Annotated in this window: 15 protein-coding genes; 2 read left to right on the top strand and 13 right to left on the bottom strand. The window is 66.4% G+C overall.

All coding sequences use genetic code 11. The annotated features are described in order from the left end of the window. Positions 1-54 precede the first annotated feature (54 nt). The 12 genes from ABID97_RS27855 to ABID97_RS27800 form a co-directional block, all read right to left on the bottom strand. Entirely contained in the window at positions 55-522 is a 468-nt protein-coding gene (locus ABID97_RS27855; RefSeq protein ID WP_354402599.1) for a thioesterase family protein, read from the bottom strand. 19 nt (positions 523-541) lie between these two features. After that, positions 542-1,237, bottom strand: a complete 696-nt coding sequence (locus ABID97_RS27850) for a hypothetical protein (RefSeq protein WP_354402597.1) — start codon at positions 1,235-1,237, stop codon at positions 542-544. A 16-nt stretch (positions 1,238-1,253) separates the two neighbouring features. Beyond that, positions 1,254-2,276 carry a fatty acid desaturase gene (locus ABID97_RS27845; protein ID WP_354402595.1) on the bottom strand — a complete coding sequence of 341 codons (1,023 nt, stop codon included), beginning with the start codon at positions 2,274-2,276 and terminating at the stop codon, positions 1,254-1,256. 340 nt (positions 2,277-2,616) lie between these two features. Beyond that, positions 2,617-4,395, bottom strand: coding sequence for an acyl-CoA dehydrogenase C-terminal domain-containing protein (locus ABID97_RS27840; RefSeq protein ID WP_354402593.1), 1,779 nt, complete (start codon positions 4,393-4,395; stop codon positions 2,617-2,619). 16 nt (positions 4,396-4,411) lie between these two features. Beyond that, the gene (locus ABID97_RS27835; protein WP_354402591.1) at positions 4,412-5,596 is read right to left on the bottom strand and encodes an acetyl-CoA C-acyltransferase; all 1,185 of its coding nucleotides are present in this window, start codon (positions 5,594-5,596) and stop codon (positions 4,412-4,414) included. Between the two features lie 3 nt (positions 5,597-5,599). Further along, a complete protein-coding gene (locus ABID97_RS27830; protein ID WP_354402589.1) occupies positions 5,600-6,754 on the bottom strand; it encodes an AMP-binding protein in 1,155 nt (384 codons plus the stop codon). Next, positions 6,709-7,380, bottom strand: coding sequence for an AMP-binding protein (locus ABID97_RS27825; protein WP_354402587.1), 672 nt, complete (start codon positions 7,378-7,380; stop codon positions 6,709-6,711). Before ABID97_RS27825 ends, ABID97_RS27830 begins: the two co-directional genes overlap by 46 nt. After that, complete coding sequence (locus ABID97_RS27820) at positions 7,377-8,576, bottom strand: ABC transporter substrate-binding protein (protein ID WP_354402585.1); 1,200 nt, start codon at positions 8,574-8,576, stop codon at positions 7,377-7,379. Before ABID97_RS27820 ends, ABID97_RS27825 begins: the two co-directional genes overlap by 4 nt. Before the next feature lie 15 nt (positions 8,577-8,591). Continuing rightward, positions 8,592-9,374 (bottom strand): ABC transporter ATP-binding protein, encoded by a 783-nt coding sequence (locus tag ABID97_RS27815; protein ID WP_354402583.1) that lies wholly within the window; start codon positions 9,372-9,374, stop codon positions 8,592-8,594. 4 nt (positions 9,375-9,378) lie between these two features. After that, positions 9,379-10,143 carry an ABC transporter ATP-binding protein gene (locus ABID97_RS27810; protein ID WP_354402581.1) on the bottom strand — a complete coding sequence of 255 codons (765 nt, stop codon included), beginning with the start codon at positions 10,141-10,143 and terminating at the stop codon, positions 9,379-9,381. Further along, positions 10,140-11,213 carry a branched-chain amino acid ABC transporter permease gene (locus tag ABID97_RS27805; RefSeq protein ID WP_354402579.1) on the bottom strand — a complete coding sequence of 358 codons (1,074 nt, stop codon included), beginning with the start codon at positions 11,211-11,213 and terminating at the stop codon, positions 10,140-10,142. Before ABID97_RS27805 ends, ABID97_RS27810 begins: the two co-directional genes overlap by 4 nt. A 4-nt stretch (positions 11,214-11,217) precedes the next feature. Further along, a complete protein-coding gene (locus ABID97_RS27800; RefSeq protein WP_354402577.1) occupies positions 11,218-12,090 on the bottom strand; it encodes a branched-chain amino acid ABC transporter permease in 873 nt (290 codons plus the stop codon). A gap of 203 nt (positions 12,091-12,293) precedes the next feature. Between ABID97_RS27800 and ABID97_RS27795 the strand changes: the two genes are divergently transcribed. Continuing rightward, positions 12,294-12,884 carry a TetR/AcrR family transcriptional regulator gene (locus tag ABID97_RS27795; RefSeq protein ID WP_354402575.1) on the top strand — a complete coding sequence of 197 codons (591 nt, stop codon included), beginning with the start codon at positions 12,294-12,296 and terminating at the stop codon, positions 12,882-12,884. 18 nt (positions 12,885-12,902) lie between these two features. Here ABID97_RS27795 and ABID97_RS27790 read toward each other — a convergent pair whose 3' ends face one another. Next, positions 12,903-14,378, bottom strand: coding sequence for an efflux transporter outer membrane subunit (locus ABID97_RS27790; RefSeq protein WP_354402573.1), 1,476 nt, complete (start codon positions 14,376-14,378; stop codon positions 12,903-12,905). A gap of 108 nt (positions 14,379-14,486) precedes the next feature. Here ABID97_RS27790 and ABID97_RS27785 point away from each other — a divergent pair, with 108 nt between their 5' ends. Continuing rightward, positions 14,487-15,104 carry a TetR/AcrR family transcriptional regulator gene (locus ABID97_RS27785; RefSeq protein WP_354402571.1) on the top strand — a complete coding sequence of 206 codons (618 nt, stop codon included), beginning with the start codon at positions 14,487-14,489 and terminating at the stop codon, positions 15,102-15,104. The last annotated feature ends 65 nt before the right edge of the window (positions 15,105-15,169 follow it).

Raw genomic sequence — 15,169 nt, 5'->3', positions numbered from 1 at the left:
CGGACCACGCTCGTGTCGGAGCTAAAACGGTGCGGTCCGCAGCCCGCGCCGTGGTCATGTCAATCTCCGCTCGAACCGAAGTCGTTCAAGAACTCGTTCCGGTGCAACAACGCCGTCACGTCCGCGAATGACGCCGGCAGATGTACCCTCTGCCATTACTCGCTCCCCTACCAGAAACCAGTGGCTCATATAGAAGTAGCGATCATCCCAGTGAGTCAGTCGCATCACCGCCTCAAACCGCTGGAAGAGCCTCAGCGAATGCCTATAAATCATCGCGTGTTCCGCGATGATCGGCGCCCACTTCTCCTTTCGCATGACCGACACAAGGCCGGTCCGTAGAAACAGATCGACCCGAGACAGGTCGGCTATCGTCAGATAACGACCGTTGTTCATGTGCAGATTGAGGTCGAGATCGTTGGGCAGCGTGATGAGGCGCAGGCGGCTCTCCGCCACGCCAACCGGCAATCGATCGCGGCGCAGTGAAAGGAGCCATACCCAGAGCATTCGAAGAAGCAGGTTCATTGCGGAATTCGTGAAAGGGTCAGTCGATCCGCAGGCCCAGGCGCTGCATCTCTCCAAGGTCACTCTCGGTAGGAGAGCGGTATCGCCGGCGTAACACATCGCCGCCAAGAACAAGGTTGAAATTCGAGGCCAAGTAGCGATGGTGCATGTAGTGGTTGCGAGCCATCGAACGAAAGTACCAACGCCTTAATAGCCACGCCGTCAAACGAGGCGCTTCGCGCATCGCTTTCGAGTGCGGCATGTGCAGAAATGGGTGAATGAAATGACTGAATAGCGGTGGGAGTGCCAAGGCGGCACAGCAACCCAGCGTCCCCCACACACCCAAGGTGAAAGCCGTAAGGGGAACGGCCGGCAACAGCGGGGCAACGAAGACCAGTGCGCCGCTTCCATGCAAGCGAACTGCGTAAGATGAACGCTGGATGATGCGACCGTGGCGTCCGCGATCAGCCAGTTCCTGATCCAGCGCTTCTTGTTCCGACATGGACCGAAACTGTGTGATGTGGTCCTGCTTGAATGTTCTGCGATGGTGGACAATGTGGTGCGAATACCGCGTTCGGATCAGGTAGCGAAAGAGGCGTGGAAAACGCTCCCAACGTTTGACCGTTTTCTTCGGTGCGTCCGACACATGTTGATGCATGGCGGACTCGATGAGACTCGCGACGAGATAACCGCCTGCGAATCCGCATGTCAAATTTCCCAAGACGGAGAGGCTCACTGGATTTCCTCCCTGCTCAGGCTTTGCTGTCCGCACGAGGCAGTGGCACCATCCTGCCGGAAAGCGGATCCCACAGCCGGAGTTTCAGGCAGGCAATGCTCTGGAGAAACGTGATGCGTGGGGGGTTTCCAAACTCCGAATGCTTCTTGAAGCATTCGTAGAGCCGGTAGTTCGGGATTCGCGCGTCCAAGTGATGGATGTGGTGGAGCCCGATGCTCGCGGTGACCCATCGAAGCCATGCAGGCAAGTCATAGTATGTTGCCCCCTCCATGCTGGCTTGCCAGGACTCCCACTCGCCCTCGTGGCGCCAGTACGCATTGGGGAATTGGTGCTGGATGTAGAAGAGCCACACGCCTGCGATCGCCGCAAACGACATCATGGTGAGGTGAAAGACGATCACGCGAATCGGATCGCAGAAAACGCATGGCAGCACCAGCAGGGATAAGCAACCGAGATTGGTGAGATGAATGCTGCGGCGCTCGGCTCTCCAGTTGAGAGGCACCTTGTAAGTGGTCCGCTGGCGCAGAATGAAAAGATACGGGGGCCCAATCAGCAACAGAACCAGTGGATGTCGATAGATGCGATATCGCCGCTGCTGCGCAGGAGTAAGGGCTTCGTATTCCCGCGTAGTCAGCGTATGGATGTCGCCAAATCCCCTTTGGTCAAGGTTGCCGGAAGTGCTGTGGTGCTGAGCATGAAATCGGCGCCAGCATCGGTACGGCGTCATCGTCACCACGCCCAGGCAAAAGCCAAGCATGTCATTCGCGCGGTCGGAAGAAAAGAACGAGCGATGGCCGCAGTCATGCTGGATCATGAAAAGCCGGACAACGAACACGGCAGCAACGGCTGCTGAGGCTACCGCTCCGAGCAGCGACCCTCCTCCGAATGCCAGTCCCGCCACGTAGGTTGCCAGCCATAGGCTAAAGGTGAGGGTTAACTGAACTGCGCTCCTAGCCGGTTGTGCCCGGCTGTACTGCGCCGAAATGGAAAGCAGGCGCGCTCGTATTTCGTGACCCGCGCCACTCGACTTCTGACTCATCGACTCAACTCCCTGAGAACTTCCCGCTGCCGAAGCCTTGAGGCTTTCGGTGGCAACGGACCTTTAGAAAATATTTCAATCGCCTGTGTAAAGCAATCTCCTCCGATCGCTGCGACGTTTAGCCGTCTTGTCTACTCGAGCAACTGAGTTTTCCAAACGAAGGCTTCGTAGATGGACACGAGAGCAACGATGGCACGTGCCTTGTGAGGTCCTGGCGAAGAGCACGAGCGTAAAGGAAATTGACCCGTGTTCGCTGCTTTACTGTCGACCTTGCCGCGATGGAAGCTGCAGAAGTTGCACTACATGCGCAGGAAGTCACGTCAACCTGCACACCACACGGTCAAAAGAGGTCAACGGCCGGCTCCATCAATGCCGACGACCCGGCCCGGATCTCCCCGCACAGCGCCGCCGTCTGCGGCAGCAGCCGCTGGAAGTAGAAGCGCGCCGTGGCAATCTTCGATGCATAGATCGGGTCGGTCGAGTCCGCATTCCTCAACGCCACCTCGGCCATGCGCGCCCAGGTCCAGGCGAGGGCCAGGTGCCCGACCAGCCGCAGGTAGGGCGCAGCGGCCGCGCCCGCGGCATGCGGGTCGTGCGCCGACGTGGCCACGAGCTCGCCGGTGAGCTGGCGGATGTCGGCGGCCAGGGCGGCGAGCGGCTCCGAAAACTCGCGCATCGCCTCGCGCGGGCCGCAGGTCTCGGCGAACGCGCCGGCCATGTCCAGGAAGACGCCCATCTGCCGGCCCTGGTCGGCCAGCACCTTGCGTCCGAGCAGGTCCATGGCCTGCACGCCGTTGGTGCCCTCGTACAGCCCCACGATGCGAACGTCGCGCAGGTGCTGCTCGACACCGTTCTCGCGGATGTAGCCATGTCCACCGAACACCTGCATGGCGAGCAGCGTGCCTTCCACCGCGAGGTCGCTCGACAGCGCCTTCACGAGCGGCGTCAGCAGGCCGAGCAGTTCGGCCGTCTCGTTGCGCCTCGCGGCGTCGGGATGAAGGCGCTGGAGATCGCTCAGCTGCGCGGTCCACAGCGCCAGTGCGCGCGCACCCTCGATGTTCGCCTTCTGCGTGAGCAGCATGCGGCGCACGTCGGCATGCTCGATGATCGGATCGGCCGCTTCGCCGGACGATCTGGCGCCGCTGGTGCGGCCCTGCAGCCGATCCTTCGCGTAGGCCAGGGCCTTCTGGTAGGCCGCTTCCATCAGGCCGATGGCGATCATGCCGACGAGCACGCGCATGTGGTTCATCTGCACGAACATGCCCGCCAGCCCCTTGTTGGGCGCACCCAGCAGCCAGCCGGTCGCGCCGTCGAAGTTGATGGTGCAGGTCGAGTTTCCGTGGATGCCCAGCTTGTGCTCGATGGAGCCGCAGACCACCCCGTTGCGTGCGCCGGCCGCGCCGTTCGCATCGGGAATGAACTTGGGCACGATGAAAAGCGAGATGCCCTTGACGCCCGGCGGCGCGTCGGCGAGGCGTGCGAGCACCAGGTGCATGATGTTGCCGGTCAGGTCCTGCTCGCCGCCCGAGATGAAGATCTTGCTGCCGGTGATGCTGTAGCTGCCGTCGGGCTGCACCACGGCGCGGGTGCGCATCAGGCCCAGGTCGGTGCCCGCATTGGGCTCGGTCAGGCACATGGTGCCGGCCCACTCGCCCGAGGCAATCTTGGGCAGGTAGAGCGCCTTCTGTTCGTCCGATCCGTTGGCCGACACGTTCACATAAGTGGCGTGCGACATGCCGGGGTAGGAGGCCCAGGCCATGTTCGCGCCGCCAAAGACTTCGTAGACCGCGTTGGCCACGACCGAAGGAAAGCCCTGGCCGCCGAACTCGGGGCTGCAAGCCAGTCCTGGCCAGCCGTTCTTCGTGAATTCGTCGTAGGCCTTCTTGAAGCCCGGCGGCGTCAGCACCACGCCGGGCGAAGGCATGCTGCAGCCGTGCGCATCGCCCGGCCCATTGAGCGGCGCGATCACCTCGGACGCGAACTGGCCGGCCGCGGTGAGCACCTGGTCGATGGTCTCGCCATCGAGCTCCGGCTGGCCGCAGGCTTCCAGCATGGCCGGCACCTGGAGCAGCTCGTGCAGGACGAATTGAATGTCGCGCAGCGGGATCTGGTAGGTCATGGTGTTGCTCCCTGCGTCAGGCCACTTCGAACAGGCCCGCGGCACCCATGCCGCCGCCGACGCACATCGTCACCACGACGAAGCGCGCGCCGCGCCGCTTGCCTTCGATGAGCGCATGGCCCACCAGCCGCGAGCCGGTCATGCCGTAGGGGTGTCCGATGGTGATGCCACCGCCGTTGACGTTCAGCTTCTCCGGATCGATGCCCAGCCGGTCGCGCGAATACAGCACCTGGCAGGCAAAGGCCTCGTTCAGTTCCCAGAGACCGATGTCGCTGACCTTGAGCCCGTGGGTCTTCAGCAGCTTGGGCACCGCCAGGACCGGGCCGATGCCCATCTCCTCGGGTGCGAGGCCGGCGACGGCGATGCCGCGGTAGATGCCCAGCGGCTTGAGCCCGCGGCGCTCGGCGACCGTGCGCTCCACCAGCACGCAGGCCGAGGCGCCATCCGACAGCTGGCTCGAATTGCCCGCGGTGATCACGCCGCCTTCGATGACCGGCTTGAGACTGGCAAGGCCTTCGAGCGTGGTGTCGGGGCGGTTGCCCTCGTCGCGGCCGAGCGTAACGTCGCGATAGCTGACCTCGCCCGTCTGCTTGTCGGCCACGGCCATGCGTGCGGTGATCGGCACGATCTCGTCGTCGAACAGGTGGCGCTCCTGCGCCAGCGCGGTGCGGCGTTGCGCTTCCGCGGAATACGCGTCTTGCGCCTCGCGCGAGATGCCGTACTTCTTCGCCACGATCTCGGCCGTGTGCAGCATCGGGATGTAGGCATGCTGCACGCGCGCGATGAGCAGCGGGTCGGCCTCTTCGCCCACCCACTTGACGAACGGGTTCTGCACGGCGGAGATGTTCTCCTGGCCACCGCCCACGGTCACGTCCATGCCGTCGACGATGATCTGCTTGGCCGCTGTGGCGATGGCCATCAGCCCGGAGGCGCATTGCCGGTCCATCGTCTGTCCAGGCACCGACTGGGGCAGTCCCGCCGCGAGCGCCGCGAGGCGTCCGATGTTCATGCCCGCGGTGCCGGCGGCCATGGCGCTGCCGATGACCACGTCCTCCACCTCGCCGGGGTTGATGCCCGCGCGCTGCACCGCGTGCTGGATCGCATGGCCCATCAACGTGGGCGACTTGATGTTGTTCAGTGCGCCGCGGAATGCGCGGCCGATGCCGGTGCGCGCGGTGGAAACAATGACGGCTTCTCTCATGAATCAGACTCCAAGGGGTTCGGTGAAAAGGTTGGCGTAGCGGCTCGCCACGACGCTGCGGTTCAGGCGCAGCGCAGGCGTGAGTTCTTCGTCGCCCTGGTGCAGCGAGCGCGGGATGACCCGGACCGTGCGCACGCGATGGCGCTCGGGCAATCGGCCGTTCGCGATGTCCACCTGCGCCGTGATGAGCGCGGTGATCTCGGGCAGGCCGAGCAGGCTCGCGTAGTCGGTGAAGGGCAGCCGGTGCTGCTGCGCATGCTTCCTGATGCGCTCTTCGTCGAGCGCGAGCAGCGCGGCCGAATGCCCGTCTTCCGCCGGAACGACGATCGCATCGGCAATGTAGGCACTGAGCCGGAACGCATCCTCCGCAATCTCCGGGCTGATGTGTTCGCCTCCGGCGCCGATGGCCTGCGCGCGCACGCGGCCCAGCAGCTGCAAGCGGCCGTGTTCGTCGACACGCCCCAGGTCGCCGGTGCGCAGCCAGCCGTCCGCAAGGGATGCGGCGGCGCCGGGCTTTCCGCGCACCCAGTAGACCGGGCGCGAGACCGGGCCGCGCACCAGCACTTCGCCGTCGGGCGCGAGCTTGAGCTGCGTGCCTGTTTCGATGGGCGCGGACGCGGCTTCCTGCGCGCTGCTGGCAGGAACGATCCTGCAGAAGCCGGCCTCGGCCATGCCGTAGCAGTCGAGCATCGGAACGCCGATGGCGTCGAACCAGTCGGCGACCTGTGCGGGACTGGAAGCCCCGCCCACGAGCGCGACGCGCACGTTGCCAAGGCCCAGGGCCGAACGTATGCGCCCGCGCGTCCTGCGCTGCAGCCAGCCCGGCCGGCCCGGCGAAAGGCTGGCGGCGTACGCGCTGCGGGCCGAAGGCACGGCTTCCTGCATGAACAGCTCCGTCATGCCTTGCAGCTTTTCGAAGAAGCGCGGCGCCGCGAACAGGAAGTGCGGCTCGACCTCCAGCATGTCGTTGAACACCGTGGCCCCGTTCTCCGGCAGGTGGAGCAAGGTTTCATGCATGAGCATGGCCTTCTGGGCCAGCATGCGTTCGCCGTACTGCGCCAGCGACATGATCGACAGCGCGCGGTCCCCCGGGCGCAGCTGGAGCCAATGGCTCATGGTGCGCACTTCGCGCAGCACGTCGTGCTGGCGCCGGGCCACCAGCCGCGCCGGGCCGGTGCTCCGGCCGTGCTCGCGAGGAACGCGACCTGCTCGCCGGTGCCTGCGTCGATGCGGTGGTCGAACAGCGCCGGTTCCCCGGCCGCGGCTTGCGTTCCGCGCGCGTGCCATTCGTCGTAGGCGCTGACCTGCGGGTCGGTGAAGCGCAGCAGGCCGCGCGTCTCGAGCACCACGATGTGGCGCAGTTCGGGGCACGCGTCGCGCACCGCGAGCACCTTCACCAGCTGGTCGGCGTTCTCCACGAAGACCACGCGCGAGCCGGCCTCGGCAAGCGCATGCCCTACCTGCGCGGCCGTGCTGCACGGGTACATGCCATGCGAGACGTAGCCCATGGCCTGCGCGGCCATGTCGACGACCAGCCACCGGGGCCGGTTGTCGGAGAGCACAGAGACCACCTCGCCGGCCTGAAGGCCGGCATCGGCCAGGGCCAGTCCGATGGCCCGCGCTTCGCTGAAGTAGCCGCTCCAGGACAGCCCCTGCCAGATGCCGCGCTCCTTGTGGCGCAGCGCAGGCCTGTCGCCCCATTCGGCGCAGCGGCGCCGCCACAGCTGGGGCAGCGTCGCGAGGCGCGCCTCGTCCGCGGCCAGCGAAGCCGACACGTGGATCACAGGGCGCTCTTGGCCGGATCGACCACGCTGGACCGCGCGGTCCAGCGGCCCTGCACGACCTGTTCGACCCGGGTCCATTCGGGGTCGATGTGGTTGTTGGCGAAACGCTGCGTGTCGTACGACGCCACGCCCTTGAAAGTGGATGCCTGCAGCGCCTTCACCAGCTTGTCGGTCGTCAGGTCGCGGCCCGCGTTGCGCACCTCCTGCAGGAACCAGCTGGTGTAGTCGTAGAAGGCGGCGGCCACGTCGTCGGGCTCCGCCTTGAAGCGCTTGCGGTAGGCCTCGGCCCATGTCTTTTCCGCGGCGGTGGACTGGTCGGGCGTCGCGATGCGCCAGGTGCCGACGCCGTACACGCCTTCCATCGCATCCTTGCCGAGGGCGACGGTGAGGCCCGCACGGCCCGGGCTGGCGGTCAGCACGTTGACGCCCGCAAGGCCGAGCTTTTTCACCTCGGCCGCCACCGCGATGGTCTCTCGCGTGGTGGTCGCGCAGACGATGAGGTCCACGCCCGCGGCCTGCATGCGTGCGACGTGCGAGGAGAAATCGAGATCGCCGACCTTGTAGCTGGCTTCGGCCACGAGCGGCATGCCCTTGGCTGCGAGCGCCGCCTTCACGCCCTTGCCGACCAGGTCGCCGAAGGGACCTTCCTGGTAGATGAAGCCGACCTTCTTGCTGCCCAGCGTGCCGGTGGCCCACTTGACGGCGGACGAGGTCGTGCTGTCGTAGTTCAGGTTGGTGGTGAAAAGCAGCGGCGTCTGGCCGGCCGCCTGGCGCACCAGGCCCGAGGCCGCATACGGCGCGAAGCAGACCACGCCCGCATCGACCGCCTTCTTGACCGTGGCCACGTTCGGTCCCGAGCCGAACGGACAGAGCAGCGCGAAGACCTCGTCCTTGCGGATCAGCTTGTCCACGGCGCGCACCGCCTGGGACGGCTGGCTCGCGTTGTCCTCGATGACCAGCCGGAGCTTGCGGCCGTTGATGCCGCCGGCCTCGTTGGCCTCGTCGATGCGCATCTGGATGCCGTTGCGGATCACGGGCATGCCGATCGCCACCGGTCCGGAAAGGTCCAGGTGCGTGCCAAGGACGAGTTCCTTGTCGCCCACGCCCGCGGCCCGCGCGGATGTCGCGGTCCACAGGGCGCCCGGCGCCACGGCGGCGAGGCTTGTCTTCAGAAGGGTTCGGCGGTCGATGATCATGGCAGGGTCCTTTTCTCAGTTCCAGGAAGGGCGTCGCCGTGCGGGCCGGATCCCGCCAGCGACACCTTGCGGCAGGTGGTGCGAAGCGCCACCCAGGTAAAACTCCTTGATGTCTTCGCGCTGCGAGAGGGCCTCGCAGCTTCCGGCGGCGGCCACGCGCCCCAGTTCGACGACATAGCCGTGGTCAGCGGTGGCCAGCGCGATGGCTGCGTTCTGCTCGACCACCAGCACGGCGGTCCGGGTCTGCTCGCGGATGCGCCGGATGATGGCGAAGATGTCCTTTGTGAACAGCGGCGACAGGCCCAGCGACGGCTCGTCCAGCAGCAGCAGGCGCGGTCGCCCCATCAGCGCGCGGCTGATCGCCAGCATCTGCTGCTCGCCGCCCGAAAGCAGGCCGGCCTGCTGGCGCTGGCGTTCGCGCAGGCGCGGGAACCAGTCGTACATCTGCTCGATGTCGCGTGCGATCTCCGCGTCCTTGCGGGCGAACGCGCCCATGCGCAGGTTCTCCGCGATGGTGAGGAACGGAAAGATCTGGCGGCCTTCGGGCACCAGCACCACGCCGCCTCGAGCGACCTCGTCGGCGTCCTTGCCGCCGATCGGGCGTCCCTCGAACTCGACGGTTCCGTTGGAGGGCGCGAGCACGCCCGCAATGGTGTTGAGCAAGGTCGTCTTGCCGGCGCCATTGGCGCCCAGCACCGTGACGATCTGCGCGGCCTGCACTTCGAGGCTCACGCCGTGCAGTGCACGCACGGGGCCGTACCAGGTCTCGAGATTGCGAACGGAGAGCAGAGAAGTCATGAGATCAGGTCCCCAGGTAAGCCGCAATCACGCGGGGGTCGGCCTGCACCTCTGCCGGCGTGCCATCGGTCAGCACCTGGCCCTGGTCCATCACCACCACCCGGTTGGCCACGGCGGCGACCAGCGACATGTCGTGTTCCACCATGACCACGGTGATGCCCAGTTCGGCCTGGATGTCTTCGAGCCAGTACGCGAGCCTGCGCGTCTCCTCGGGGTTCAGCCCCGAGGCGGGCTCGTCCAGCAGCAGCAACCGAGGCTCCGCGGCCAGCGCGCGGCCGAGCTCGACGACCTTGCGCACGCCGTAAGGCAGTTCCGCCACCGGCCGGTGGCGGAAGGGCGCGAGGTCCAGCAGCCGCACGACGTCCTCGACACGCTCACGCGTGTGGGCTTCCGCGCGCTGCACCGAGGGCAGGTTGAACATCTGCGAGAAGAAGTTGCCGTGGTTCGCGCGATGGCGGCCGAGCAGCAGGTTCTCCAGCACCGTGGCGCCTTCGAACAGTTCGATGTTCTGGAACGTGCGCGCAATGCCCTGGCGGACCACGTCGTGCCGCGCCAGGCGCAGGATGTCCTGGCCGTTGAAGCGGATGCTGCCGCTGGTGGCATCGAACACGCGCGTGACGAGGTTCAGGAGCGATGTCTTGCCCGCGCCGTTCGGTCCGATGACCGCGAGGATCTCTCCCGCGCGGATCGAGAAGCTCACGTCGCGCACGGCCTTGACGCCGCCGAACGAAAGGCTCAGCCGCTCGACTTCGAAGAATCCAGCGCTCATCGGTAACGCTCCGATTTCATGTAGACCTTGGTCTTGTGGACGCTGCTCTTGCGCACCCAGGGGAACTCGGCCAGCACCTTGCGGATGCGCACCCAGCGTGCGTTCAGGCCGCCCGGCTCGAGCAGCACGAAGAAGGTCAGCACGGCGCCGTAGACGAAGAGCTCCAGGCCGAACTGCGCACCGAGCTTCGCGGGCAGCGCCTCCTTCAGCGATGAGATGAACGACGGCAGCAGGCCGATCAGGATCGCGCCGAGGATGGCGCCGCGCAGGCTGCCGAGGCCGCCGATGAACACCATCAGCACGAGCTGCAACGAGAGCGCGAGGCCGAAGGCTTCCGGCGTGATGTGCTGCATCTGGTGGGCGAGCAATGCACCGGCAAGCCCGGAGCACGCGGCCGAAAGGCTGAAGGCCAGAACCTTGGTGCGCGCGACGTCGATGCCCAGGCCCTGCGCCGCCGCCTCGGAGTCGCGGATGCCGATGAAGGCGCGGCCGGTGGCGGAACGCATCAGGTTGACCAGCAGGATCAACACCACCGCCAGCACCACCAGGCAAAGGAAGTAGAACGCACGCGGACCGCCGAGGCTGAGCCCGAACAGCGTCGGATCCGGAACGGCCATGCCGCTGTGCCCCGCGGTGACGCTCTTCCACCGGCCGATCACATGCTCGCACACGATGGCGAACGCCATGGTGACCATCGCCAGGTGCAGGCCCGATACGCGGATGGCCGGCATGCCCACGAGCAGCCCGCCGAGCGCCGCGCCCGCGGTGGTCAGGAGCAGCGACACCGGCAGCGGCACGCCCTGGGTCAGCAGGATGGTGTGGATGTACGCGCCGATGCCGACGAACGCCGACTGGCCGAGCGACACCTGGCCGGTGAAGCCGGTCAGCATCATGAGCCCGAGGCTCGCGACGCACATGATGAGGATGAAGGTCGCCTCGCCGATGTGATAGGCCGGCAGCACCCATGGCGCGGCAACCAGGGCCACGGCGAGCAGGCCGTACGCGAGCCGCTCTTGCTTGCCGCGCAGCAGGCGCCGGCCGTCTTCGAATCCCGTTTCGTAGCGTGCCATGGTGTCAGACCCTCCGGCCGTGGCTTTCGCCCAGGATCCCGCGCGGATACAAGACGAGAACCGCGATGAGCACCAGGTAGGGCGCCACGTCCTTCACGCCGTCGGGCAGGTAGACGCCCGCGAACTGTTCGATGAGGCCGATGAGGAGCCCGCCGATGACCGCGCCCGGCGCGCTCCCGAAGCCCCCGAGAACCAGTGCCGCCAGCGCCTTGAGCATGACGAACCACAGGCCCAGGTCGACCAGCGTGATCGGCGCGAGCAGCAGCCCGCACAGTGCGGCGATGGCACCGGAGATGCCCCACACCAGCGAGTTGAGCCGCTTCACGCGCACGCCGCACAGATAGGCCGCCAGCTGGTTCTGCGATGTCGCGTGGATGGCGATGCCGAGCGTGGTGCGGCGCAGGAAGTAATACAGGAGCGCCGTCACGCCCATGGCGGCGCCGACGATCACCAGGTTGAGCTCGGCCACCACGCTGCCGCCGAGCTGCATCGATTGGCCCGTCCACGGCGTGGGATAGCTGCGCGACTCGGGCCCGAAGAACATGCTGACGCCGCCGCGGATCATGAAGCCGATCCCGATGGTGAGCATGACGCCCGAGAACTGCGGGCGGCCGACGATCCTGCGCATGATCCTGGCTTCCAGCAGGAAGCACAGCGCCGCCGAGATGCACAGCACCGCGACGAAGGCGAGCCAGAACGGAAGCCCCGCCGCGACGACCAGGCCCCAGCCGAGGAACGCGGAGAGCATCACCACGTCGCCCTGCGCAAAGTTGAGGACCTCGGTCGCCTTGTAGCTGAGCACGAGGCCGAGTGCGACGAGACCGTAGATGGCACCGCTGGAGATGCCTTGAACGATCAGCTGGGTCAGTTGGGTCATCGGCTTTGCTTTAAATAACGATCGTTTGGTAAACGGTAGTGAACTATAGGTTTGCATCGAGGGCAGCGTCAACACGCCGCAGCCGCTTTGGCGCAGGGACAAACCCTCGGTCCGGGGGGCGGGAACCGCGATGAAAGTACGTTCGTTTACCAAACGAGCGGCATGCTATGATGGACGCTCCCACGATCTGCAGAGGCCCATTCATGCGCTATCCGACCACGCACAAAGAGGAAACCCGCAAGAAGCTGCTGGCGAATGCCCGTGCCATTGCCAAGAAGGGTGGTTTCGGAACCACCGGCGTCGATGAACTGATGGCCAGCATCGGCCTGACCGGCGGCGCCTTCTATGGGCATTTCCCGTCCAAGGAGGCGCTGTTCGCCGAGCTCCTCGAGCACGAGATCTCGAACAGCACCGACATGCTGGCCGGGGATCGCGATTCGCCGCCCGACCACGTCGCCAAGCGCCTGCGCAGCTATCTCAGTTCGTACCATGCGCTGCATCCCGAAACCGGCTGCGTCCTGCCGGCCCTCGGCCCCGAGATCGCCCGCGCGGGACCCGAAGTGCGCGCGGCCGTCGAGGAGGGGCTGAAGCGCCTGCAGAAGAGCTGGAGCTCGCGCATCGGCGATCCGGATGCGGCCTGGGCGCTGCTGGCCCAGTGTGTCGGCGCGCTGGTGCTGTCCCGCGCCGTCGAATCAGAGCGCACCCGCAAGGAGATCCTCGCCTCCAGCCGCCGCTTCATCGACCAGACGCATGCGCTGGACGAAGCCCCGGCAAAGCCGTCCAAGGGCTCCTGACGGCCGCGGCCGCCAATCTCAACGCGGCTGGAACGCCGCCGCCCGGATGGGCTCGGCCTCCCAGCCGCCGCCCAGCGCCTTGAATGCAGCCACAGCCGATCGCGCCGATTCCGTTTGCGCCTGCGCTCTTGCATCGGCGACGCGCAGCATGCTTTCATCGGCCTGCAGCACTTCGACCAGGCTCACCACGCCTCGCTGGTACGCCGCGAAAGACGCCTCCCTTGCACGCCCGAGCGATGCCTCTCCCTGTGCGAGCAGCGCGGCTTGCTCTTCGCGCCTGACCAGGGCAGAAAAGGCGTTCTCCACATCTTCGGTCGCACGCAGCGCGGCAAGCCGGTAGGCCGCGAGCAGCTCCGCGTCCTGGCCCTTGGCAAGTTCGATCTGTGCATCGATGCGCCCGAAGTCGAACAGCCGCCAGCGCAGGCCGAGCAGGGCCGCGGCCTGGCTCGCGCCTCCGGTGAACAGGTTGCCGCTGGCCACCGACGTCGCGCTGCCGATCGTTCCTCCCAGCGACAGCTTCGGGTAGTACTCGGACACGGCAACGCCGATGCGGGCATTGGCCGCGGCAAGGCGCCGCTCGGCGGCAATCAGGTCGGGACGGCGCCGCAGCAATTCGGCGGGTGATCCGGCGGCGCCGATGCGCGGCGCGACGGGGATGGCCGCAGCCGCCGCCAGTTCGGCGCGGTGCGTGCCCGGCGCCGCACCCAGCATCACATCGAGCGCGTTCATCGCCGCGGCCTCGCCCGCCTCAAGCGGCGGCACGGACGCACGCACCTGCGACAGCGCGCCCTCGGCCTGGCGCAACTGGAGTTCCGAGGCCAGCCCCTTGCCGTGGCGCAGATCGATCCTGGCCACCAGCTCCTGCTGCGTGGCGGCTTGCCGGCGCGCAATGCCGAGACGGGTTTGCAATCCGCGCAGCGCGATGTAGATGTCGGCGGTCTGCGCGGCCACGGCCAGGCGCGTGGCGGCGGCCCCTGCCTCCGAGGCCTGGTAATCGGCCAGTGCGGCTTCGCGTCCACGGCGCAGGCCGCCGAAGATGTCCAGCTCCCAGCTGGCGCCGAGGTTCGCTTCGTAGGCGTTGCCGTAGCGCTCGAAACCCGGCTGCGCGTTCAGCACCTGGCCCAGCGGCGTCTCCACCGATTGGTAGGCCCTCGCGGCTTGCGCGCCGAGATTGCCCGAGGGCAGCAAGGCGGCGTTCGCTGCACCGAGCCCGGCCCGGGCCTGTGCCACGCGGGCCGAGGCCTGCGCAAGATCGAGATTCTGGTTCAGCGCCTGTTCGACATGGCGGCCCAGTTGCGCATCGCCGAATCCGGTCCACCACGCCACCAGCTCGGCATCGGCGATGGCGGATCGCCCGGCGAGTGCCGCCTCGCCGATGAACCGGTCCGGCAGTTTCGGGACCGGCCGGACATAGTCCGGGCCGACCGCGCAACCGCCCAGGAGGAGACTGAACAGCAGGGGGAGGGCAAGGGTGGGTCGGAGCTTGGAGGACATGGGCTTGTTCCAGGTCGAAGGGGCTGAGAACTCAGGCAAGAAGGCAGTGACTATAATTCATATTGGTCACTTGTTGTCGTTCGTTTCTCGGGGCGGTAAGCTCCACCCATGAACAACGCAACTTCTTCTTCGCCGGTCGCAAGGGGCCCGGCCGAGCACGACGTGCGCGCGCAGATCGTCGTCGCGGCCACCGAGCACTTCAGCCAGTACGGCTACGAGAAGACCACTGTTTCGGACCTTGCCAAGGCCATTGGCTTCTCCAAGGCCTACATCTACAAGTTCTTCGAGTCCAAGCAGGCGATCGGAGAAATGATCTGCTCGAACTGCCTGCGCGAGATGGAGGCGGACATCCGCGCCGCGATCGACGGCACCGACAGCCCACCGGAAAAGCTGCGCCGGATGTTCAAGGCCATCGTCGATTCGGGCCTGCGGCTGTTCTTCCAGGACCGCAAGCTCTACGAGATCGCCATCTCGGCGGCCAGCGAGCGCTGGCAATCGGCCATCGCCCACGAAGCATGCATCCGGCAGATGCTGGTCGACCTGCTGAAGCAAGGGCGGGAGTCCGGCGACTTCGAGCGCAAGACCCCGATCGACGAGACGGCCGCCGCCATCTACCTGGTCCTCTACCCCTACGTCAACCCGCTGATCCTGCAGCTCAGCGCCGATCACACGGCGCAGGCACCGACCCAGCTTTCGAGCCTGGTGCTGCGCAGCCTGTCGCCCTAGTCCGCGTCAGTTCAATGTGACTATTGACTAATCTGGTCACTATTATCAGAATCTGGGTCCTGATC

Source organism: Variovorax sp. OAS795 (assembly GCF_040546685.1).
GTDB lineage: Bacteria > Pseudomonadota > Gammaproteobacteria > Burkholderiales > Burkholderiaceae_C > Variovorax.
This window is presented reverse-complemented; position numbering and strand designations above follow the sequence as displayed.

What these genes read in the sequence shown, in the direction of transcription:
- ABID97_RS27855 (WP_354402599.1), bottom strand. Translation starts at nt 522, where the DNA reads ATGAACCTGCTTCTTCGAATGCTCTGGGTATGGCTCCTTTCACTGCGC.
- ABID97_RS27845 (WP_354402595.1), bottom strand. Translation starts at nt 2,276, where the DNA reads ATGAGTCAGAAGTCGAGTGGCGCGGGTCACGAAATACGAGCGCGCCTG.
- ABID97_RS27840 (WP_354402593.1), bottom strand. Translation starts at nt 4,395, where the DNA reads ATGACCTACCAGATCCCGCTGCGCGACATTCAATTCGTCCTGCACGAG.
- ABID97_RS27835 (WP_354402591.1), bottom strand. Translation starts at nt 5,596, where the DNA reads ATGAGAGAAGCCGTCATTGTTTCCACCGCGCGCACCGGCATCGGCCGC.
- ABID97_RS27820 (WP_354402585.1), bottom strand. Translation starts at nt 8,576, where the DNA reads ATGATCATCGACCGCCGAACCCTTCTGAAGACAAGCCTCGCCGCCGTG.
- ABID97_RS27815 (WP_354402583.1), bottom strand. Translation starts at nt 9,374, where the DNA reads ATGACTTCTCTGCTCTCCGTTCGCAATCTCGAGACCTGGTACGGCCCC.
- ABID97_RS27810 (WP_354402581.1), bottom strand. Translation starts at nt 10,143, where the DNA reads ATGAGCGCTGGATTCTTCGAAGTCGAGCGGCTGAGCCTTTCGTTCGGC.
- ABID97_RS27805 (WP_354402579.1), bottom strand. Translation starts at nt 11,213, where the DNA reads ATGGCACGCTACGAAACGGGATTCGAAGACGGCCGGCGCCTGCTGCGC.
- ABID97_RS27800 (WP_354402577.1), bottom strand. Translation starts at nt 12,090, where the DNA reads ATGACCCAACTGACCCAGCTGATCGTTCAAGGCATCTCCAGCGGTGCC.
- ABID97_RS27795 (WP_354402575.1), top strand. Translation starts at nt 12,294, where the DNA reads ATGCGCTATCCGACCACGCACAAAGAGGAAACCCGCAAGAAGCTGCTG.
- ABID97_RS27790 (WP_354402573.1), bottom strand. Translation starts at nt 14,378, where the DNA reads ATGTCCTCCAAGCTCCGACCCACCCTTGCCCTCCCCCTGCTGTTCAGT.
- ABID97_RS27785 (WP_354402571.1), top strand. Translation starts at nt 14,487, where the DNA reads ATGAACAACGCAACTTCTTCTTCGCCGGTCGCAAGGGGCCCGGCCGAG.